Below are 19914 nucleotides of genomic sequence, written 5' to 3'. Positions count from 1 at the left end.
GTCAGTCTTCCACCTCCGACATCAGGTCGGACAGCGTCGGCAGACGGTTGCGCGTCGTCTTGATGGCGGCGCCGATCGCCAGAAGGAAACGGTCGCGGTCCTTTTTGCCCGCCCGCTCCCATGCAGCCACGAGCGCCGTGTAGTCGCGATCGGGATCAACGGCGGCCGGCCGGCCCATCGCGTGTTCGAGGACGTAGGACAGCGGCACCGACGCCTTCACGTCGGCGACCACCTTCAGCTGCATGCCCTCCCCGAGACGAGCGAGCTTCTCCAGAAGGCTCTGGTTCTCAGCTTCGGCCGTACCGCGAAGCACTCGTCGCAGATCCGGATGCAGGTGCTGCCCGAGGAATTGCGCGCGCTCCACGGCGCGCGGAGATAAGCCGAGTTTCTCTGCGACGTGCTTCGAAAAGCCCGTTGCTGCCTCTTGCTGGACTTGGTCGAGCGGGCTTTCCGGCAATTCCGCCAACTTGGCGGAATTGGGATTTCCACGTCTGACCCTGCCGTGCTTCCGCTCCCACGCTTCGCGATAGGATAGGACGAACACGGCCCGGTCGAGTGCGGAAAGCTCGTTGCGGAAGAGGTTCTCCGAGACCTCAAGCATGACGGCTTCGTCGTCGTCTGCCTCGACGATGACGGCGTCGATCTCGGCCTCGCCGAGAAGCTCTATGGCACGCAACCGATGCGCGCCGGCGACCAGCGCATACGCCGTGCCGCCCTCAAGCAGGCGAACCGTGATCGGATTGAGCAGGCCGTGCTGGACGATCGACGCCTGGATGGCCAGCGCATGATCGTCTTCGACCGCACGCAGGCGCTCGGGCACCCGTATATCGGCCAACGGGATGGTTTTGAACGCTGCCACTAAATCTCTCCGTCATAGGTCATGCGGCGCAACTCGCCGACGAGCTGGCCTTCGAGGTAATCGAGGAATTGCGCTGTAGCCGGAGACTCCTCGACGGCTTCCAGGACACGGTAGACGCTGTAGCGGACGCTCTTCCGATCACGGCGCATCAGCCGGCTGCAATCGGCGAGCGTGTGGCCGAGGCGGCCCACCATCATGTAGATGACGCACTGGCGGAGCCAGTCGGTGGTCGCCGTACCGGCCCGAGGTCCGCAGATCAGGTATTCGTGGGTCATGGGCGGGCTGACGCCGCGAATGACCGCGACAGTGGCTGCGAAAGCCTTCTCCGGCAGGCGCGCGGCGATCGCCGCATCGTCGTCGAGCGGCAGGCGGTCGGGCCAGCGATGGTTTTGGGGACGGCGCATCACCACACTCCGAGGATTGCCGCGCCGCCGATTGCGAAGGCGACGAGAAGTGAGCCGACGAGCAGACTGCTGGCGACGTTCACCGGCATCAACGCCCCCCTGTCGAAACGGAGTTGCCGTTTCGACTCGACTTGCCGTGTTCGCTCGCGCTACCGTTTTCCGGCGAAGAGGCGGTCCGGTACCGGAACAGGTCTTCGACAGGCACGCCGAGGAAGTCGGCGAGCGCTAGCTCGCCGGCCTTGTTCGGTCTGCGAAGCGCGACGCGCGCCGATGAAGGGGTGAGACCGTATTTGCGGTCGATGCGGTTCAGGGTCGATCCGCGCCGCCAAACTTCCTCGCGGATTGCGTGCCTGTCCCAGACACGTCCGGTGCTCTGCATCCTCGTCTCCGTTTGACCCGCCGCCACGCGGGTTTTTTCGGGGTGTCAAATCACTATGGGGACGGAGAATACGCACGTTTGGGATAATTTTCAATTACAATTGTCCCAAATGTGCATCAAAAGGATGGACGAGGAAGCTCAAACCCAAAAACGCGATATTGGGCATCGACTTAAGAGCCTTCACCCAGGTGTTTCCCGCCTGCAGTTCGCGAAGGAATTGGGTGTTTCTGACAGCACTCTAGGTAACTATGAGCGGGGCGATCGGGCTCCCGACGTAGATTTTCTCGTACGTTTGAGAGAACGATTCGGCACAGATATTCACTGGTTGCTGACGGGCGAGGAAACCTCCCGTTCAACGGAAATGGTTTTGGTCGGATCGGTGGGCGACATGGTGATGCTCCCACGATATGAGGCGCGCGCCTCGGCAGGTGGGGGCTTGGTCCCCAAGCAGGACATCAGTGATTATTTCGCGGTGGGCAGAGACTGGCTTCGCCGCAACCTGCCGGCCTGGGCGCCGCCCAACGCTGTTGTGGGCGTACTCGAAGGGTCCGGCGATTCCATGGAGCCGACTATCCGTGACGGCGATGTGCTGATGGTTGTGCAGGACGTCGAGTGGCGCATCGTCGAGCGCGGTGGCATCTTCGTCTTCTCTCTCGACGACGAGCGCCTTCTGCTGAAACGCCTGCAGGTGCTGATGAACGGCGATCTCAAGGTGATTTCCGACAATCCCGCCTATGCGCCGGAGACGATCCCTTACGATGACATCCAGCATCGTGTCCGCATCCATGGCATGGTGTTTTTCGCTGGCGGGAAGCCCCGTGCTTTCGGTCGATAAGAATCTTTTCCTCTCCCCGTTGACTCCCGGTCACCATGGTGAACAAAATAGGAACATCAGCAATAGGGAGAACAAAATGTCCGAGGACAAGCGCGTTATTATCCTGCCTTTCCGCAAGCTGCGCGGACGCCTGCAGCCCGACCAGTCTATCCGAGCCGAGACGCGAGAGAGCGCGTTACGTCGCGCCAAGGCCATGGCGGCGCGCTATGCCGGCGTCGCGACCGTTGAATTCCGCTATGACGACGTCACCGGCGAGAGCTTCGACGTCTCGATCGTCCACCAGCTCGGCGAAGTGCCGGCGCTCGACACGATTCACTGACGGAGGCTCACATGGGACGCCGTCGACTGCCGCCGTACCTCCTCGCAACCCGTGAACTGCAGGACGATCTCATCAAGATGATGAACATCGCTTGCGCGCACAGTTCCCGTGTTCGCGTCGGCTCGCCCCACTATGCCGCGTTTCGCGACCTCTGCGTGGCGGTCACCCACGCGCATCGCGCCGTCTTCGGCGAAGGCCCGCCGCCCTGGGCCGCAACCTGCAACGGCCCGGTGCCCCCGCCGACGCTGAGGGAACCCTTGACAGCATGGCAGCGGCGCGGTGGGTTAGCGCAGGAGGAGAATTAATGCATCGCGCTACTGCTATCGGACTGTTCGCGTTGGCGGCCGTTTTCACCGCTTTTGCCAACGCGATGGCCGACGAACTCGATGACGCTCGAAAGCAGATCAACAGCATAGAAGCTGCCATTTCCTACCTTGAGGATGACGCGCATCGGTGGCCTGAAGTTCCTGATGGTTTCGCGTTCAGCTATGGCTCCTGCGAGGACGATGACTCGCAATGCCACTATTCCCAGGCAACCTTGGCGATAGAGCTGCCTTTCGCCTACAAGGGCAATTATCAGGCGCAGCGCAATGTCAGCTACTGTCTCTGGGACGGCTGCCAGGGCGCCATCCAGCCCGCAAAGACGCTTGGATGTGCGTGGCGAATCGTCATCGCCGCGTCCGGCAGCGCCAAGGTCGACGATACCGACCTCATGAACTTGCGCTCCTGTGCCGGCCAGCTCGATCCGGCCGAATTCGCGATAGCCAGGGCACAGGCCGGCCAGTTGTTCCGGGTCGTTTACGACCGCGACCTTCCGGCCGAGTGGCAATAACGCGGTGCATTCGCCGGTAGAAAATTTGTTCCGCGATCGCGACCGCCCTCGCTTTCAGCTAGCGCATTGATTTTTCTAGATAAGCCGCCTGTTCTGGCCTTCGCCGGTGATCGCGGCAATCATTTCCACGATTAGCAGTTTGCGACTTGGTTGATTCGAGCCCTACGCCGGGCAATCGGCCAGCCCTTAAAAGGCGGATTTCTGCGGTTTGAAGGGTTTTTGAAAGGCCTTTGAACGCCTCCCCGCTCTGCCGGCCGGCTGTCAAAACCAAGTGTCCGCCGCGCCGCCGGCTGTCAAAACCAAGTGTCTAAGGCGCCCGCCCATTTAGACACCCGCGACGCCCCGCAACCGCCCGGTTTTCCTCACCTTTTCTCGGCTGTTCCCGGTAAATCCCACCTAATCCCGCCTGTCAGAACCAAGTGTCCAACAACAATCGTCGCGTTCGCGGAGCGCAAGGCTGCCGAATTGTCGGAAGCGCGGCGGCGGGTCGCCCTGCGGCTTTCATGCGGCATGGATCTGCCCGATCCGGCGCAGGCGGACCGTGCGACGACGATGGACGCGCTCGGAAAGGCAAGACGTGCGATGAAACGGGAGAGAATGAAGGCGCTCCACAGGCACTGGAGCTACGATCTCGATCGGCATATTGCGCTGAAGGAGGCATGCGACGAGATCGAACGCGCGCTCGGACTTGCAGGTGGCGCCCAGAGCATCGCCGCAAACGAAAACGGCGCCCGAAGGCGCCGTCGCAGGTGATGCGAGGCCGGAATCAGCGGCCCTTGCGCTTGCGGCCGAGGCCCATCTTCTTCGCCAGTTGCGAACGCGCGGCGGCATAGTTCGGCGCGACCATCGGATAGGTGGGGTCGAGATTCCACTTCTCGCGATACTGCTCGGGCGTCAGATTGTAGTGGGTCATCAGGTGGCGCTTCAGCGACTTGAACTTCTTCCCATCCTCGAGACAGACGATATAGTCGTCATGGACGGAGCGCTTCGGGTTCACCGCCGGCTTGAGCTTCTCCGCCGCGGGCTGTTCGGGCGCGCCGCCGACGCGGCCCAGCGCGATATGAACATTGGCGATGAGGTTGGGCAATTCGCCGATCGGCACGGGATTGTTGCTGACATAGGCGGCTACGACATCCGCCGTCAACTCGATCAGCATCTCCGAATCCGCTGCAGAGGGTTCTGACGTTTCCATGTTGGTTGGCCCCAATATAAGGAAGTTGCAGTTGACCCCCGGCAGTTAGGGGGATGCACGCTCTATGTGCTTGTTGGCTTGAATCACGCGCGCTCCACTCAATGGAGTGAGCCCGGCGTCAAGTCAATTGCTCGATATGCAAATTCGTCATGAAAGCACTGATTTTTTTTGTTCTTCCGATAAATATACTTGGTCGTTCTCATACGTCTGTTTCGAAAAGGCACATGAAGTTTCTGAGAGCATTCATCTGTCGGCAAGGGACTACATGGGCGCGCGTCGATATAGATATCGAGATCAAGTAGCCTTGCCGCGACAACATCCCCTCAGCGGTCGGAACGAAATCAGATCATCAAATCCGCCTTGTTCATCTTGGACAGACAAACCTCGTCGTCGCAGATGCGGGCGGCATATGGCCGTCAGACTTCCGGTTGTCATAGTTGAGGCGAAATTGCGGCCATTTTTTGTGTGCGGGCCGGCAGTCAGTATGGCGCGATGTATCGCCCGTAGACCCATCCCGTGACGTAGTGGCCGTCATTCCTCGGATCGTGCCAGATCTGGCACCATTCGTAGCGGACAAGCTGCCTTTGCTTGTGGTCGGGCAGCCCGGAAATGTCGAACAGGTCGATCCCGCCGGTGCATTTTCCCGTCATCTGCAACACCGTGCCGTTCGGATAGGCCGCCTGCTTCTGCGATCCGCTCGACGGGTATTTTCTGACATTCAGCGTGTCGCCCCACGCCACGTTCTTCACCTGCCATGCCGCGAAAGCCGACGCCTGCACATGGCCGGCGAGGAAGGCCACCGTCGAAGCGACGACGAGCGCGGCGGCGGTTCGAAAAAGGGTGGTCTTCATCTGGTTGATCCTCATAGCTATCTATTGCTCCGGCAAACGCCTAAACGGTTTTGCTTGAACCCTTCCTGATCTCGCCGTTCACCACGCGTTCAGATCGAAACCACGGCAGGAGCACAATGGCCCCTCGACACATCTTTGCTTCCCCGGCGGCTCCAGGAACCGACCGTCGACCCGTCGTGGACGAGCATCACGGCATCCGTCGCACGGACGACTATGCATGGCTGCGCGCCGGCAACTGGCAGGAGGTGTTTCGCGATCCAGACGTCCTGGCGTCCGACATCCGCGCGCATCTTGAGGCCGAAAACGCCTATCAGGAAAAGCTGATGGCCGACACGACCGAGCTTCAGGCGAAGTTGTTCCAGGAGATGAAGGGCCGCATCAAGGAGGATGACTCCTCCGTGCCGATGAAGGACGGCCCCTATGCCTACGGCACGTCGTTCAAGCTCGGCGGCCAGCATCCGCGCTATTTCCGCACGCCGCGTGACGGCGGCGAGCAGGCCATCTTCCTCGACGGCGACGCGGAGGCCGAGGGGCATCCCTATTTCCGCATCGGCGGCGTCGGCCACTCGAGCGACCACAAGCGGCTGCTGTGGGGGTTTGACGACAAGGGATCGGAGTTCTTCACGCTGCGCGTGCGCGACCTCGCCACCGGCGCGGACGGTTCCGACGAGGTGCCGGACACCGGGGGCGACGGCGTGTGGACAGCCGACAACAGCGCGTTCTTCTACACGCGCATGGACGAGAACCATCGGCCGTCCAAGGTTTTCCTGCACAAGGTCGGCACGCCTGCGTCGGAAGACCGGCTGATCTTCGAGGAGACCGACCCCGGCTTCTTCGTCAGCGTCGGCGGCACGCGCGACAACCGCTGTATCTTCATCTCGATCCACGATCACGAGACATCGGAGTACCGCATCATCCCGGCAGACGATCCGCTGGCGGAACCGAGGATCGTCTCGCCGCGCCTGACCGAACGCCAGTACGATCTGGAGGAAGGCGGCGATGTCTTCTTCATCCTGACCAATGCCGACGGCGCCAAGGATTTCAAGATCGTCACCGCGCCGGTGTCCGATCCCGATCCGGCCAACTGGAAGGAACTGGTGCCGCATGAGCCAGGCCGGCTCATCCTGTCGATCCTCGCCTTCAAGAATTTCCTCGTCCGCCTCGAACGCAAGGACGGCCTGCCGCGCATCGTCATCCGCGACCGCGCGACCGGCGAGGAACATGCGATCGATTTCGCCGAGGAAGCCTATTCCCTCGGCCTGTCGGGCTCATACGAATACGACACGGAGACGATCCGCTTCTCATACTCGTCGATGACGACCCCGTCGCAGCTTTTCGACTACGACATGCGCACGCGCGAGCGGACGCTGCTCAAGACGCAGGAAGTGCCCTCCGGCCACGATCCTGACGACTACGTCACCCGCCGTCTGATGGCGCCGGCCGCTGACGGCGAATTGGTGCCGGTTTCCATCGTCTACCACCGTAGCACGCCGCTCGACGGCACGGCCCCTGCCCTGCTCTACGGCTACGGCTCCTACGGCTCCTCGATCCCGGCCTCCTTCAACACCAACATCCTGTCGCTGGTCGATCGCGGCTTCGTCTATGCCATCGCCCATATCCGCGGCGGCAAGGACAAGGGCTACGCCTGGTACGAGGACGGCAAGCGCGCGAAAAAGATGAACACCTTTACGGACTTCATCGCGGTCGCGCGGCATCTGGTCCGCGAAGGTTTCACCAGCCATGATCGCATCGTCGCACATGGCGGCTCGGCCGGCGGCATGCTGATGGGCGCTGTCGCCAACATGGCCCCGGAAGCTTTCGGCGGCATCATCGCCGAAGTTCCGTTCGTCGACGTGCTGACCACCATGCTCGACGCCACGCTGCCGTTGACCCCGCCGGAATGGCCCGAATGGGGCAATCCGATCGCCTCGGCCGAGGACTATCGGACCATCGCCGCCTATTCGCCCTACGACAATGTGTCGGCGCAGGCCTATCCGCCGATCCTCGCCGTCGCCGGCCTCACCGACCCGCGCGTCACCTATTGGGAGCCGGCGAAGTGGGTGGCGAAACTCCGCGCCATGAAGACCGACGACAATCCGGTGCTCTTCAAGATCAACATGAAGTCCGGCCATGCCGGCGCGTCCGGCCGCTTCTCTCGGCTGGAAGAGGTCGCCTTCACCCATGCCTTCGCGCTGAAGGTGACAGGCAAGGCAGGCGCCTGACGGCCCGGGGCTCCGCTCCTTCGTCATGCCGAAGGTTGCTGCCGGCCCGATGGCCGGCGGATTGCCGTCGGTGATCCCAAGAACCCGATCTTGACCTGTCCTGTCGTCAGTGACCTACTCGAACTCCAGGCGAACGGGCATCGGAGGGAAACCGGCGATGGACATTCGATCGACGCTGAAGCAGCTCTGCGAAGCCTTCAACGCGCATGACCTCGACCGCATCATGACGTTCTTCGCCGAGGATTGCGTCTTGCAGATGCCGAGGGGCAGCAAGCCCTGGGGTGCGCGTTTCGAGGGCAAGCCGGATGTGCGGGCGGCGCTTGCGACACGTTTCGAGGGACTGCCTGACGTCCACTACGGCAATGACGAGCATTTCGTGGATGAAGCCGGCAGCACCGGCATATCGAAATGGACCCTTACTGGCAGTACGCGCGATGGAAAGAACATCGAGGTCCGGGGCTGCGATTTCTACGTGTTTCGCGACGGCAAGGTGATCCTCAAGGACTCGTACTGGAAGATCGTCGAGTAGGCAGCCAAGGTGGGCCTGTATCGCGATCCATTGTGCCGCAGCTTTCACACGGACGCTATGCCAAGCCTAATATCCGTTCGGATGTGGCGGCACGGCCTTCAGATAGGCGGCGATGGCTTCCCGGTCCTCTGGACGCAGCTTCGCCATGTTGCGCTGGACGGCCGCCATCGAGCCGCCGACCGTGTCGAACTCTGGCGTGAAGCCGGATTCGAGGAAATAGGCGATGTCGTTTTCAGACCAGTCGCCTATGCCGCCTTCGCCCGACGTGATGTTCGGCACCTTGCCCTCGCCCTCCGCCGCCACCGCGCCCGCCAGCCAGCGGCCTTTGTCCGTGCCGCCGATGGCGTTGCGCGGCGTGTGGCACTCGCCACAATGGCCCGGCCCCTCGGTCAGGTACTGGCCGAGCTTCACAGCATCCGATGCGTCGGCCGGCAGCGCGACGACCGGCTCGTCGCTCAGGAACAGCAGCTTCCAGAGCCCGAGACCGCGCCGGATGTTGAACGGAAACCCGAGCTGATGGTCCGGCGCCTTGCCGGCGACCGCCGGCAGCGTCTTCATGAAGGCATGGAGATCGCCGATGTCGGAAGGCTGCATCCGCGCATAGGACGCATAGGGAAAGGCCGGATAGAAGTGCGATCCGTCGGGCGACGTGCCTTTCAGCATGGCGTTGGCGAGATCTTCGGCCGACCACGCGCCGATCCCGTCATTCGGGTCGCTGGAAATGTTCGGCGCGACGAAAGTGCCGAAGGGCGTCTTCAGTTCCAGCCCGCCGGCAAGCTGCAGCGCCTCGTCGCCTTGCGCGCCGGGCTTCGCATGGCATGACGTGCAGCCTCCCGCATAGAAGATGCGTTCCCCGCGCGTCGCGTCGCCGCTGCCCAGCGCAGCGACCTCTTGCGCCCCGATGCGCTGGGGGGCGGTCAGGAACCAGAAGCCGGCGGCCCCGACGGCCACCAGCACGATTGCCGCAACGCCAAGTTGCCCGAGCACAGTCTATTTCTTGATGCGATAGAGTTCGTGGCAGGTGCCGCAGACGCCGCCGATGGCGCCCATTTCCTTGCCGAGAGCTGCCTGATCGGCCGGCGCCGCCGCAACCGCCGCCGCGGTGGAGGCCTTCAGCTTCTCGGCATGCGCCTGGAAGTCTGCAAAGTTCTCCCAGATCTTCGGCGACGCCCGCTCGCCGGTCACGCCCTCCGGGAACAGCGCCACGACGTCGAGTTTCTGCGCATTCTCGTTCAGCGTCGTCAAGGCGGCGAGCACGGCAGGCGCATCATAGGCCTTTTCGCCCTTGGCATACGGTCCAAGATCGCCCATCGATTTTCCGAAGGTCTTCATCAGAGCCTCGCGATCCTCTGCGGGATCGGCGATGGCAACGCCCGTACCGAGCGCGACGAGGGACAGGACGACTGCGAACTTTCTCACGAAATGACCTCCGGTTGCGAAATGCTGCCTCAGGCTTGCAACGCGCAGGCTGCCTCATCTCTTCCCGGAAATCGCTTCACGCCTGCGTTATCGTCACGAAAAAGCCCCGGTAAAACCGGGGCTTGCCGCGTCCGAAGCTGCAGCCGGTCAGGCCGCTTTCTCGTAAATTTCGAGGACGTAGTCCCAGTTGATGAGGTTGTCGACGAAGGCCTCGAGATATTTCGGGCGCGCATTGCGATAGTCGATGTAATAGGAGTGCTCCCACACGTCGACGCCGAGGATCGGCGACCCGCCATGAACCAGCGGGTTCTCGCCGTTCGGGGTCTTGGAAATCTCCAGCTTGCCGTTCTTCACCGAAAGCCAGGCCCAGCCGGAGCCGAACTGCGTGGTGCCGGCAGCGATGAAATCCGCCTTGAACTTGTCGTAGCCGCCGAGATCAGAATCGACCGCCTTCTGCAACGCGCCCGGCAACTTGTTGCCGCCGCCGCCCTTCTTCATCCATTTCCAGAAGTGGATATGGTTGTAGTGCTGGCCGGCATTGTTGAAGAGGCCGGGATTCTTGCCGTAGGACTGCTTGACGATCTCTTCCAGCGACAGCCCGTCCATCCCGGCTTCGGCAGCCAGCTTGTTGCCGTTGTCGACATAGGCCTTGTGGTGCTTGTCGTGGTGATACTCCAGCGTCTCCTTCGACATATAGGGCTGGAGCGCCTCGTAATCATAAGGCAACGGGGGCAGTTCAAAAGCCATGGAATGTACTCCCTCTTCGATAGATCCGGGCTTGAATATCCAGATTACATAGGTTCGGGCCGCATGGAGACAACGGCCGGCGCGCCCTAATTCTCGTCAATGCCTGCGGCGACCATGCGCGAAATCCCAGTAGAGTTCCTTCGCCCGCCGGGCCACCGGGCCGGGTTGCAGGTCGCGATCCTCGATCTTGACCACGGGAACGATCTTGGAATGGTTGCCGGTGGAGAAGATCTCGTCCGCCTCCAGGAAATCGCGCACGGAAAGCGCCTTTTCGACCGGACGCATGCCGTCTTCGGTCAGAAGCGCGATCGTGCGGGCGCGCGTGATGCCGGCGAGAAACGTCCCGTTGGCGGCCGGCGTGCAGATCTGGCCGTCCTTGACGATGAAAATGTTCGACGTCGCCGTTTCGGCGACATTGCCCAGCATGTCGAGAACCAGCGCGTTGTCGAAGCCGCGCATGCGCGCCTCGACGACGGCGCGGCCGTTGTTGGGATAGAGGCAGCCCGCCTTGGCGTTGGTCGGCATCGTCTCGAGCGTCGGCCGCCGGAATGGCGAGACCGTGATCGAAAAGCCGCTAGGCGCGATCATCGGGGCTTCATAGAGGCACAGGCAAAAGCGCGTCGACGCGGGTTCGGGCGGCACGCCCATATAGCCGCCATGCTCGGCCCAATACATCGGCCTTATATAGACGGCTGTCCCGCCGTCGAATTTCTTCAGGCCGTCCCAGGTCAGTCCGACGATCTCCTCGACCGTCTGCGTCGGCTTGAGGCCGAGAGCGATGGCGGAATTGTTGACGCGCTCCGCATGCAGCTCGATGTCCGGAGCGACGCCCTCGAACCAGCGCGCGCCGTCGAAGACGCTCGAAGCCAGCCACATCATGTGGCTGCGCGGACCGATCAACGCGACGTTCCCCTCGTGCCAGTCACCGCCGGCATAGGTCCAGGTGACGGATTGCGCAGGCTCGATCAGGCTCATTGTTTCAACGGCTCCGTTTCGCCGGTATGGAAAATACCTTTGACGGCAACGCGTCAACCGTCTGCCGGGAAGAATCGTTGGCGCAATGGTCCGCGCTTGACCCCCGGATAACTCTGGGTTGAACTTTGCGTGAAGGAAGCGGGAGTCCATGCGCTACACGGCTTATGTTTTCGACGCCTACGGCACGCTCTTCGACGTGCACGCAGCGGTGCGCCGTCACGCCGACGAGGCTGGCCCGCAGGGCGGGCTGCTTTCCGAGCTCTGGCGGGCCAAGCAACTGGAATATTCGTGGGTCCGCTCGCTCATGGGCGCCTATGCCGATTTCTGGCAGCTCACCGAACAGTCGCTCGATTTCGCCCTGAAGAAGGTGCCGAGCGTCGATCCGGCCCTGCGCACGAAGCTGCTGGAGGCTTACTGGCGGCTGGACTGCTATCCGGAAGTTCCGGCCGTCCTGAAGGCGCTGAAGGCCGATGGCGCGAGACTTGCCATTCTCTCGAACGGCTCCCCGGCGATGCTGGATTCGGCCGTCAGGTCCGCCGCGCTGGATCAGGTTCTGGACGACGTGATCTCGGTCGATGCAGTGAGACGCTACAAGACCGATCCTGCGGTCTACGACCTGCTGACGACGAACTGGCGGCTCTATCCCAATGCCGTATCCTTCCAGTCTTCCAACAGATGGGACGTGGCGGGCGCGACGAAGTTCGGCTTCAGGACGGTGTGGATCAACCGCAGCGACCAGCCCGACGAATATCGGGATTATCCGCCCGCGCTCATCCTGCCTTCGCTCGGCGGCCTGCTCGGCAGCTAGCCGGCGCCAAGCGCCACTGTGGCGAAATCGCCACAGTGCCGTCCGGCCACACGTTTGCCTTTCTTTATCCACTCTCGGGACAGATTCGGAACCACGTATGCCCGGCGATCCTTATGGGAGGGGATCGCGACTGAATGGCGTTGCGGCGCCTGAACCTGTGAACTGGATTGACTGCCCCATGACCTTTCGTTCTCCCGTCCTCTCCCGCCGTCGTTTCCTCGGCGGAGCTTCCGCGGTCGCCGCCGGCGCCGTCCTCAGCGCCTGCACCACGGCGAGCAGGGACGTGCCGCCTCAGCCGGCACGCCCGCCGCGCCCGGAAGTCGGGGAAGACTATATGATGATGTACGGGCCGGTATCGGACAACGGTTTCGACCTGCCGGCCATACCCGTCGAGAAGATTCCGCCGCAATTCCTGCGGCAGGTCGTGGACGATCCGACCGGCGAGCGCCCCGGCACCATCGTGGTCGATACGTCCTCGCACTTCCTCTATCTCGTGCGCGAAGGCGGCTATGCCATCCGCTACGGCGTGGGGCTTGGCCGCGCCGGCTTCGAATGGGCCGGTCGCGCCGAAATCCGCTGGAAGCAGAAATGGCCGAAATGGACGCCGCCGGACACGATGATCGCGCGCGATCCCTCGCTGGCCAAGTGGAGCGCCGACAATGGCGGCATGCCTGGCGGGCTGACGAATCCGCTCGGCGCCCGCGCGCTCTACATCTTCCAGGGCGACGAGGACACGCTCTATCGCGTCCACGGCTCGCCGGAATGGTGGTCCATCGGCAAGTCGGTCTCGTCAGGTTGCGTGCGCATGATCAACCAGGACGTGATCGATCTTTACGACCGTGTCCCGCAGCAATCGCCGATCATCGTGACCGGCGGTGTCGGCGCGCCGATGGCGTCGCAGCCGCTCGACGGTCAGGGCATCCCGATCGATTCCGGCGTGCCGCTGGGCTCGGTGCTGCTCGGACGGGTGTAATGCTGGCGCTATTGCGCTCTTGGGCAATTGATGGTTCTCTGTTTTCAGCAATTCCCCCTTAATTCTGAATAAATTGCTGAAATCATGCAATTACAAGAGCTTAATGGAGACCAAAGCCGCGAACTGATCAATACGGCGCAACGCTATTCCGTCTGGGCCGAGGCGCGAAAGCGTTACGAAGGCTATCGCGGCTCCATGTCCTTCGTCACTCGGAATGGCGTCGAGTACTTGTTGCGCGACTATTATGATCCGAAATCGGGCGTGCGTCGGCAGAAATCGCTGGGCCGGCGGGATTCCTCGACGGAACGAATCTTCGAAGCCTTCACGCAGGGCAAGGTCGAATCCGCGGATCGAAGGCGTGCCGCATCAGACACGCTACAGCGACAGGCGGCAGTCAACAGAGCCCTGCGGCTTGGACGCGTGCCGGAAATTGCCGCCAGGATCGCACGCGAACTGGAGGAAGCAGGTTTGCTGGGTCGTGGCATCAAGATCGTCGGCACAAATGCTCTTTTTGCCTATGAAGCCGCCGCCGGGGTCCACCTTGCCTCCGAACTGACCACCACGGAAGACATGGACATGCTGTTCGACGCGCGGGCGCGCATCCGGCTGGCATTGGAGGAAGGCGTCGAGGAACGGACCTTGCTCGGCCTGCTTCGCCAGGCGGACAAATCGTTCGCGCGAACATCACGAACCTTCCAGGCCGCAAACGCGGAAGGCTACCTGGTGGATCTGATCAAACCCGAGCGAAATCCGCCTTGGACGATTGAAGCGAGTTCGATATCGGATGATCGATTCGATCTTGAGGCTTCGCCGATCGACGGCTTGGCATGGCACGAAAGTGCGCCGCCCTTCGAAGCTTTGGCGATCGACGCACGTGGCTTTCCGGTGCGTCTGGTCGTACCGGACCCGCGGGCATTCGCGGTGCACAAATTGTGGCTTTCAGAGCAGTCTGACCGAAACCCCGCGAAGCGCAGGCGCGACCGTCAGCAAGCCGAGACGGCGGCGCAAATCACTGCTCGATATCTTCAACACCTGCCGTTCGAATCCAACGCGCTGAAGAGCTTTCCCAAACCCATCGTTGAACGCGCCGGTCCGCTCTTCGAATTATCGGGAGAAGAGGCGTCGTAGCCTCCTTCAGCACGGATCGGCAGCCGTTGCCGCATCGCCCGACAGACCTGAGGCGGTTTTCCACTCGCAGGCGGGATAAGCGCCAGGCAAGCGGAAAAGCCTTTCACTGCGAAGAGCCCGCCGAGCCTGTCACCGCCGCAAACTGCCCAAAATCCCCCGCACGATGGCGCGGCCGACCTGCGAACCGACGGAGCGCACGACCGACTTGATCGCCGCCTCCGCCACGGTTTGCCGGTTGGACGGCCGCGGCGCACGATAGCCGGTGTCGCGCTGCTGCCGGCGGGGGGTCGGCGCATAGCCGTCGTCGGTTCGCTGCCTGCTGCCGTTGCCGAAATCCGGCAAGGTCCAGCGGCCGCCCTCTCCCTGTCCCGTTTCCTGCTGTTCAGCCTGTTCCTGCTGCTGCGAACGCGCCTTCTTCTGCAGGATCTCGAAGGCCGATTCGCGGTCGACGGTCTGGTCATACTGTCCGGCGACCGGGCTTTCGTTGATCAGCTTCTGGCGCTCCTGCTCGGTGATCGGGCCGAGCCGCGACGATGGCGGTCGGATCAGCGTCCGCTGCACCATGGAAGGCGCGCCCTTTTCCTGAAGCGTCGAGACCAGCGCCTCGCCGGTGCCGAGCTGGGTGATGGCCGTGGCGCAGTTGAAATCCGGGTTCGGCCGGAACGTGTCGGCCGCGGTCTTCACCGCCTTCTGCTCGCGCGGCGTATAGGCGCGCAGCGCGTGCTGGATGCGGTTGCCGAGCTGCGCCAGCACCGTTTCGGGAACGTCGAGCGGATTCTGCGTGACGAAATAGACGCCGACGCCCTTGGAGCGGATCAGCCGCACCACCTGTTCGACGCGTTCCACCAGCGCCTTCGGCGCGTCGTCGAACAGCAGATGCGCCTCGTCGAAGAAAAAGACGAGCTTCGGCCTGTCCGGGTCGCCCACCTCGGGCATCTCCTCGAAAAGCTCGGACATCAGCCACAGCAGGAACGTCGCGTAGAGGCGCGGATTCATCATCAGCTTGTCGGCCGCCAGCACATTGATGGCGCCACGGCCGTCACGCGTCGTGCGCATGATGTCGGCGATCCTGAGCGCCGGCTCGCCGAAGAAGTTGGCGGCGCCCTGCTGCTCGAGAATGAGCAGGGAGCGTTGTATCGCGCCGACTGACGGCTTCGTCACATTGCCGTAGCGGCCGGCGATCTCGTCGGCGCGCTCGGCGATGTTGGCGAGGAGCGCCTGAAGGTCCTTGAGGTCGAGCAGAAGAAGGCCTTCCTCGTCGGCGATGCGGAAGGCGATGTTCATGATGCCTTCCTGCGCCTCCGAAAGGTTCATCAGCCGCGAGAGCAGCAGCGGCCCCATCTCCGAGACCGTGGCGCGGATGGGATGGCCCTGCTTGCCGAAGAGATCCCAGAAGATGACCGGGAATTCCTGGAACTCATAGGGTTCGAGCTTGATCTGCTCGGCTCTCTTGACGAGGAAATCCTTGGCTTCGCCCATCATGGCGATGCCGGAAAGGTCGCCCTTGATGTCGGCGCAGAACACCGGCACGCCGGCATTCGAAAAGCCTTCGGCGAGGATCTGCAGCGTCACGGTCTTGCCGGTGCCCGTCGCGCCCGTCACAAGTCCATGGCGGTTGCCGTATTTCAGCAGCAGGTTTTCCGGCTGCTGGTACGAGTCGTCGGGTTTGCGGCTGGCGCCGATGAAAATCCTGTCGTCTTCAGCCATTCCAACCTCTCGGCTCATTCCCGCTGCATTTCGTGACCTCTGGTATAGTCTACGCCCCGCCGTGCCGACAATGCCGTCACAAATCTCTTTGGCGCATTGCGATGACCCTGCGAGCACCCTACACTTGTCAGGAAATCGATGCCGAGCAAAGTCGGTGAGGAGGCTTCATGGACGTCGGTCCGGATAGCGGCGGACCGGAGTTTCCGCCTGCAACGCGCGAGCAATGGGCGGCGCTTGCCGCGAAGGCGCTCGGCGGACAGTCCGTCGAAGAAGCCTTGACGTCCCGCACGGACGACGGATTGCCGGTCGCAGCCCTGTCCGACCGCGCCGCCGCGAAGCCCCTCGCCTCTGCCCGCAACGCCGCCAGATGGACCATCGTTCAGCGCGTCGACGATCCCGACCTGTCGCGCGCCAGGGCGCAGCTTCACGACGATGTCGAGCATGGCGCGACGGGCGTGGCCATGGTCTTCGCCGGTGCGCCGAACGCATTCGGCTACGGGCTGCCGCCGACGCAGGAAACGTTGAACATGGTGCTCGGCGATCTGCCGGCCGGCAAGGTGCATCTGAGGATCGACGCGCATCCGCAAAGCCGCACGACTGCGGAGATGCTGGCGGTGCTGCTCGGCCGAAAGCGCGCCGATATTACCAGGCTCAGCCTTTCCTTCGGCATTGACCCTGCCGCGATCTTCGCCGGCACGGGCGCGCTGCGCATGTCGATCGCGGCGCTGCAGGCCTCGATGCCGCAGTCGCTCGGCCATTTCTTCGCGATGGGCGCGCCGGGCATCCTGCTCGAAGCCGACGGCCGCGTCTTCCACAATGCGGGCGCGACCGAAGCGCAGGAACTCGGCGTGATGATCGCCTCGGCCGCGCTCTACCTGCGCATGTTCTCCGAAGCGCGCCAGCCGCTCGTCTATGCTGTGCCGCATATCGGCTTCTCGCTGAGCGTCGATCAGGACCAGTTCCTGTCGATGGCGAAGATCCGCGCATTGCGAAAGCTCTGGGCCAGGGTGCAGGAAAGCTGCGGCGTGCCGCCCACGGTCGCGGCCGTTCATGCCGAAACGTCGTACCGCATGATGACGAAACGCGATCCGGAGACGAACATACTGCGCTCCACAATCGCCTGCTTCGCCGCAGCGGCCGGCGGCGCCGACACCATTTCCATCCTGCCGCACACGATCACGCACGGGCTGCCGGATGCCTTCGCCCGGCGCGTCGCCCGCAACACGCAGATCATCATGGCGGATGAAAGCCATGCCGGTTTCGTCAGCGATCCGGCGGCAGGGTCAGGCGCGGTGGAGGGACTGACCGGCTCTCTCTGCGCCGCGGGCTGGGCCGAATTCCAGCAGATCGAGCGCGAAGGCGGCGTCTTGCAGAGCCTTTCCGATGGCCATGTCCAGCGGCGCGTCGCCGAGGCGCGCGAGACCCGCGCGCGGCGCTACCGCGAAGGAAAGCGCAGCATCATCGGCACGACCGCCTTTCCGCCCGCCACTGAACGCCCCGTCTCCGTTCTGTCGGCGTCCGCACCCGAAATCGCCATCGAGGCGGCAGCGACATGCGAGCCGCTTCTGCCGGCACGGATCGACGATTGTCTCGGGGAGCGCGCATGATCCCTGATTTCACGACGATCGACTGGAGCGAGCCCGCATCCGTTCCGGCGGCCGTCGGCAAAGCGCAATGGCAGACGCCGGAAGGCATCGCCGTCAAGCGCGCCTATGGCGACGCCGATCGGCGCGGATTGCCCTATCTCGACACCTTTCCGGGGCTGCCGCCCTTCATCCGTGGCCCCTATCCGACCATGTATGTCAACCAGCCATGGACGATCCGGCAATATGCCGGTTTCTCCACGGCCGAGGAATCCAACGCCTTCTATCGCCGCAACCTCGCGGCCGGCCAGAAGGGACTTTCCGTCGCCTTCGACCTCGCCACGCATCGCGGCTATGACAGCGACCATCCGCGTGTCGCGGGCGATGTCGGCATGGCCGGCGTGGCAATCGATTCCATCCTCGACATGCGTCAGCTCTTCGACGGCATCCCGCTCGGCGAGATGAGCGTGTCCATGACCATGAACGGCGCCGTGCTGCCGATCATGGCGCTCTACATCGTGGCAGGCGAGGAGCAGGGCGTCGCTCAGAAGGATCTGGCCGGGACCATCCAGAACGACATCCTGAAGGAGTTCATGGTCCGCAACACCTACATCTATCCGCCGAAACCCTCGATGCGGATCGTGTCGGACATCATCGCCTATACGGCGAAGAACATGCCGAAGTTCAACTCCATCTCGATCTCCGGCTACCACATCCAGGAGGCCGGGGCGACGGTCGACCTCGAACTCGCCTACACCATCGCCGACGGCATCGAATATGCCCGCGCGGGCGTCGCCGCCGGGCTCGACATCGACCGCTTCGCGCCGCGCCTTTCCTTCTTCTGGAACGCCGGCATGAATTTCTTCATGGAGGTCGCCAAGCAACGCGCCGGCCGCCTCATCTGGGCGCAGCTCATCCAGAAGAACTTTGCGCCGAAAAACGAGAAGTCGCTGGCGCTGCGCGCCCACACGCAGACGTCGGGCTGGTCGCTTACCGCGCAGGACCCCTATAACAACATCATCCGCACCATGATCGAGGCGATGGCGGCGACGCAGGGCCATACCCAGTCGCTGCATACCAACGCCTTCGACGAGGCTCTGGCGCTGCCGACCGACCATTCCGCCCGCATCGCCCGCAACACCCAGCTCGTGCTGCAAAGGGAATCCGGCATCACCCGCCTGATCGATCCATGGGGCGGCTCGGCTTTCGTCGAGCGTCTGACGCACGATCTCGCCCGCCGCGCCATGCAGCATATCGAGGAGGTCGAAAGTCTCGGAGGCATGGCCGCCGCGATCGAGAAGGGCATTCCCAAGATGCGTATCGAGGAGGCGGCCGCCCGCACGCAGGCCCGCATCGATTCCGGCGAGCAGGTGCTCGTCGGCGTCAACGCCTTCCAGCCGGAGCAGGACATCGAGGTGGACGTGCTCAAGGTCGACAACGCCGCCGTGCGCGCCCGCCAGCTGGCGAAGCTCCAGCAGCTCAAGGGCACGCGTGACGTCGGCGCCGTCGAGAGCGCGCTCGACGCGCTGCGGTCCGCGGCGGAAGGCGACGGCAATCTGCTGGAATTCGCGATCCGCGCGGCGCGCGCCAACGCCACGGTCGGCGAAATCTCTCTCGCCATCGAAAAGGCCTTCGGCCGCCATGTCGCGTCCGTGCAGACCATTTCCGGCGTCTACCGCAAGGCGCTGGGCGAAAATCCGGTGGTCGACCGGGTACAGGAGAAGGTCGATCTCTTCGCGAAGAAGACCGGATCGAAGCCGCGCATCCTCGTTGCCAAAATGGGACAGGACGGCCACGACCGTGGCCAGAAGGTCATCGCGACGGCCTTCGCCGATCTCGGCTTCGACGTCGTCGTCGGCGCCATGTTCCAGACGCCGGAGGAGATCGCGAAGCTCGCCGACGAGCATGCGGTGCACATCGTCGGCGCCTCCTCGCTCGCCGCCGGCCACCTGACGCTGATCCCCGAATTGAAGCAAGCGCTGAAGAAGCTCGGCCGGGACGATGTCGTCATCGTCGCCGGCGGCGTCATCCCGCCCGACGATTTCAACGCGGTGCGCGCAGCCGGTGCGGCGGAAATCTTCCCGCCCGGCACGGTGATCCCGGAAGCGGCGGAGAGGCTGCTGGATGGGCTGCTGTCCGGCTGAATGGCTGC

General features: G+C 63.2%; 22 protein-coding genes. 12 read left to right on the top strand and 10 right to left on the bottom strand.

What is annotated here, in order from left to right; translation table 11 throughout:
- Nucleotide 1 precedes the first annotated feature (1 nt).
- From M9955_17085 to M9955_17075, 3 genes are all read right to left on the bottom strand, one after another.
- Complete coding sequence (locus M9955_17085) at nt 2–859, bottom strand: ParB N-terminal domain-containing protein (GenBank protein ID MCO5083357.1); 858 nt, start codon at nt 857–859, stop codon at nt 2–4.
- The gene (locus tag M9955_17080; protein MCO5083356.1) at nt 859–1263 is read right to left on the bottom strand and encodes a hypothetical protein; all 405 of its coding nucleotides are present in this window, start codon (nt 1261–1263) and stop codon (nt 859–861) included. Before M9955_17080 ends, M9955_17085 begins: the two co-directional genes overlap by 1 nt.
- Nucleotides 1264–1351: 88 nt before the next feature.
- Nucleotides 1352–1642, bottom strand: coding sequence for a helix-turn-helix domain-containing protein (locus M9955_17075; protein ID MCO5083355.1), 291 nt, complete (start codon nt 1640–1642; stop codon nt 1352–1354).
- Nucleotides 1643–1766: 124 nt separating this feature from the next.
- On the opposite strand from M9955_17075, the gene M9955_17070 reads away from it, so the two are divergent.
- From M9955_17070 to M9955_17050, 5 genes are all read left to right on the top strand, one after another.
- Entirely contained in the window at nt 1767–2477 is a 711-nt protein-coding gene (locus M9955_17070; protein ID MCO5083354.1) for an XRE family transcriptional regulator, read from the top strand.
- 76 nt (nt 2478–2553) lie between these two features.
- Nucleotides 2554–2796: a hypothetical protein gene (locus M9955_17065; GenBank protein MCO5083353.1), complete on the top strand. Its 243-nt coding sequence runs from the start codon at nt 2554–2556 to the stop codon at nt 2794–2796.
- Between the two features lie 11 nt (nt 2797–2807).
- Nucleotides 2808–3101 carry a hypothetical protein gene (locus M9955_17060; GenBank protein MCO5083352.1) on the top strand — a complete coding sequence of 98 codons (294 nt, stop codon included), beginning with the start codon at nt 2808–2810 and terminating at the stop codon, nt 3099–3101.
- A gap of 32 nt (nt 3102–3133) precedes the next feature.
- Nucleotides 3134–3628, top strand: coding sequence for a hypothetical protein (locus M9955_17055; GenBank protein MCO5083351.1), 495 nt, complete (start codon nt 3134–3136; stop codon nt 3626–3628).
- Between the two features lie 303 nt (nt 3629–3931).
- Nucleotides 3932–4381, top strand: coding sequence for a hypothetical protein (locus M9955_17050; protein MCO5083350.1), 450 nt, complete (start codon nt 3932–3934; stop codon nt 4379–4381).
- A gap of 13 nt (nt 4382–4394) precedes the next feature.
- Here M9955_17050 and M9955_17045 read toward each other — a convergent pair whose 3' ends face one another.
- Nucleotides 4395–4820 carry a MucR family transcriptional regulator gene (locus tag M9955_17045; protein MCO5083349.1) on the bottom strand — a complete coding sequence of 142 codons (426 nt, stop codon included), beginning with the start codon at nt 4818–4820 and terminating at the stop codon, nt 4395–4397.
- A gap of 479 nt (nt 4821–5299) precedes the next feature.
- Nucleotides 5300–5671 (bottom strand): SH3 domain-containing protein, encoded by a 372-nt coding sequence (locus M9955_17040; GenBank protein MCO5083348.1) that lies wholly within the window; start codon nt 5669–5671, stop codon nt 5300–5302.
- A 116-nt stretch (nt 5672–5787) separates the two neighbouring features.
- Here M9955_17040 and M9955_17035 point away from each other — a divergent pair, with 116 nt between their 5' ends.
- A complete protein-coding gene (locus M9955_17035) occupies nt 5788–7893 on the top strand; it encodes a S9 family peptidase (protein MCO5083347.1) in 2106 nt (701 codons plus the stop codon).
- A gap of 157 nt (nt 7894–8050) precedes the next feature.
- Nucleotides 8051–8422: a nuclear transport factor 2 family protein gene (locus M9955_17030; protein ID MCO5083346.1), complete on the top strand. Its 372-nt coding sequence runs from the start codon at nt 8051–8053 to the stop codon at nt 8420–8422.
- A 66-nt stretch (nt 8423–8488) separates the two neighbouring features.
- Here the strand turns inward: M9955_17030 and M9955_17025 are convergent, their stop codons facing one another.
- The 4 genes from M9955_17025 to M9955_17010 form a co-directional block, all read right to left on the bottom strand.
- Nucleotides 8489–9409, bottom strand: a complete 921-nt coding sequence (locus M9955_17025; GenBank protein ID MCO5083345.1) for a cytochrome c — start codon at nt 9407–9409, stop codon at nt 8489–8491.
- Between the two features lie 3 nt (nt 9410–9412).
- The gene (locus M9955_17020) at nt 9413–9841 is read right to left on the bottom strand and encodes a cytochrome c (GenBank protein ID MCO5083344.1); all 429 of its coding nucleotides are present in this window, start codon (nt 9839–9841) and stop codon (nt 9413–9415) included.
- Between the two features lie 147 nt (nt 9842–9988).
- Nucleotides 9989–10588: a superoxide dismutase gene (locus tag M9955_17015; protein ID MCO5083343.1), complete on the bottom strand. Its 600-nt coding sequence runs from the start codon at nt 10586–10588 to the stop codon at nt 9989–9991.
- A 96-nt stretch (nt 10589–10684) separates the two neighbouring features.
- Nucleotides 10685–11563, bottom strand: coding sequence for a branched-chain amino acid aminotransferase (locus M9955_17010; GenBank protein ID MCO5083342.1), 879 nt, complete (start codon nt 11561–11563; stop codon nt 10685–10687).
- A 148-nt stretch (nt 11564–11711) separates the two neighbouring features.
- Here M9955_17010 and M9955_17005 point away from each other — a divergent pair, with 148 nt between their 5' ends.
- From M9955_17005 to M9955_16995, 3 genes are all read left to right on the top strand, one after another.
- Nucleotides 11712–12371 carry a haloacid dehalogenase type II gene (locus tag M9955_17005; GenBank protein ID MCO5083341.1) on the top strand — a complete coding sequence of 220 codons (660 nt, stop codon included), beginning with the start codon at nt 11712–11714 and terminating at the stop codon, nt 12369–12371.
- A 178-nt stretch (nt 12372–12549) separates the two neighbouring features.
- Nucleotides 12550–13344 carry a L,D-transpeptidase gene (locus M9955_17000; GenBank protein ID MCO5083340.1) on the top strand — a complete coding sequence of 265 codons (795 nt, stop codon included), beginning with the start codon at nt 12550–12552 and terminating at the stop codon, nt 13342–13344.
- A gap of 84 nt (nt 13345–13428) precedes the next feature.
- Nucleotides 13429–14472 carry a nucleotidyltransferase domain-containing protein gene (locus M9955_16995; GenBank protein ID MCO5083339.1) on the top strand — a complete coding sequence of 348 codons (1044 nt, stop codon included), beginning with the start codon at nt 13429–13431 and terminating at the stop codon, nt 14470–14472.
- Nucleotides 14473–14601: 129 nt separating this feature from the next.
- On the opposite strand, the gene M9955_16990 is transcribed toward M9955_16995, so the two are convergent.
- Complete coding sequence (locus M9955_16990; GenBank protein MCO5083338.1) at nt 14602–16179, bottom strand: DUF853 domain-containing protein; 1578 nt, start codon at nt 16177–16179, stop codon at nt 14602–14604.
- A 167-nt stretch (nt 16180–16346) separates the two neighbouring features.
- Between M9955_16990 and M9955_16985 the strand changes: the two genes are divergently transcribed.
- Both M9955_16985 and scpA read left to right on the top strand, forming a co-directional pair.
- Nucleotides 16347–17786: a methylmalonyl-CoA mutase family protein gene (locus M9955_16985; GenBank protein MCO5083337.1), complete on the top strand. Its 1440-nt coding sequence runs from the start codon at nt 16347–16349 to the stop codon at nt 17784–17786.
- Nucleotides 17783–19906, top strand: a complete 2124-nt coding sequence (scpA, locus tag M9955_16980) for a methylmalonyl-CoA mutase (protein MCO5083336.1) — start codon at nt 17783–17785, stop codon at nt 19904–19906. The genes M9955_16985 and scpA overlap by 4 nt, the downstream gene beginning before the upstream one ends.
- Nucleotides 19907–19914 lie beyond the last annotated feature (8 nt).

It is taken from the genome of Rhizobiaceae bacterium, assembly GCA_023953845.1.
Classification (GTDB): Bacteria; Pseudomonadota; Alphaproteobacteria; order Rhizobiales; family Rhizobiaceae; genus Arvimicrobium.
The sequence above is the reverse complement of the archived record's forward strand: the minus strand, read 5'-3'. Positions and strand labels throughout refer to the sequence as shown.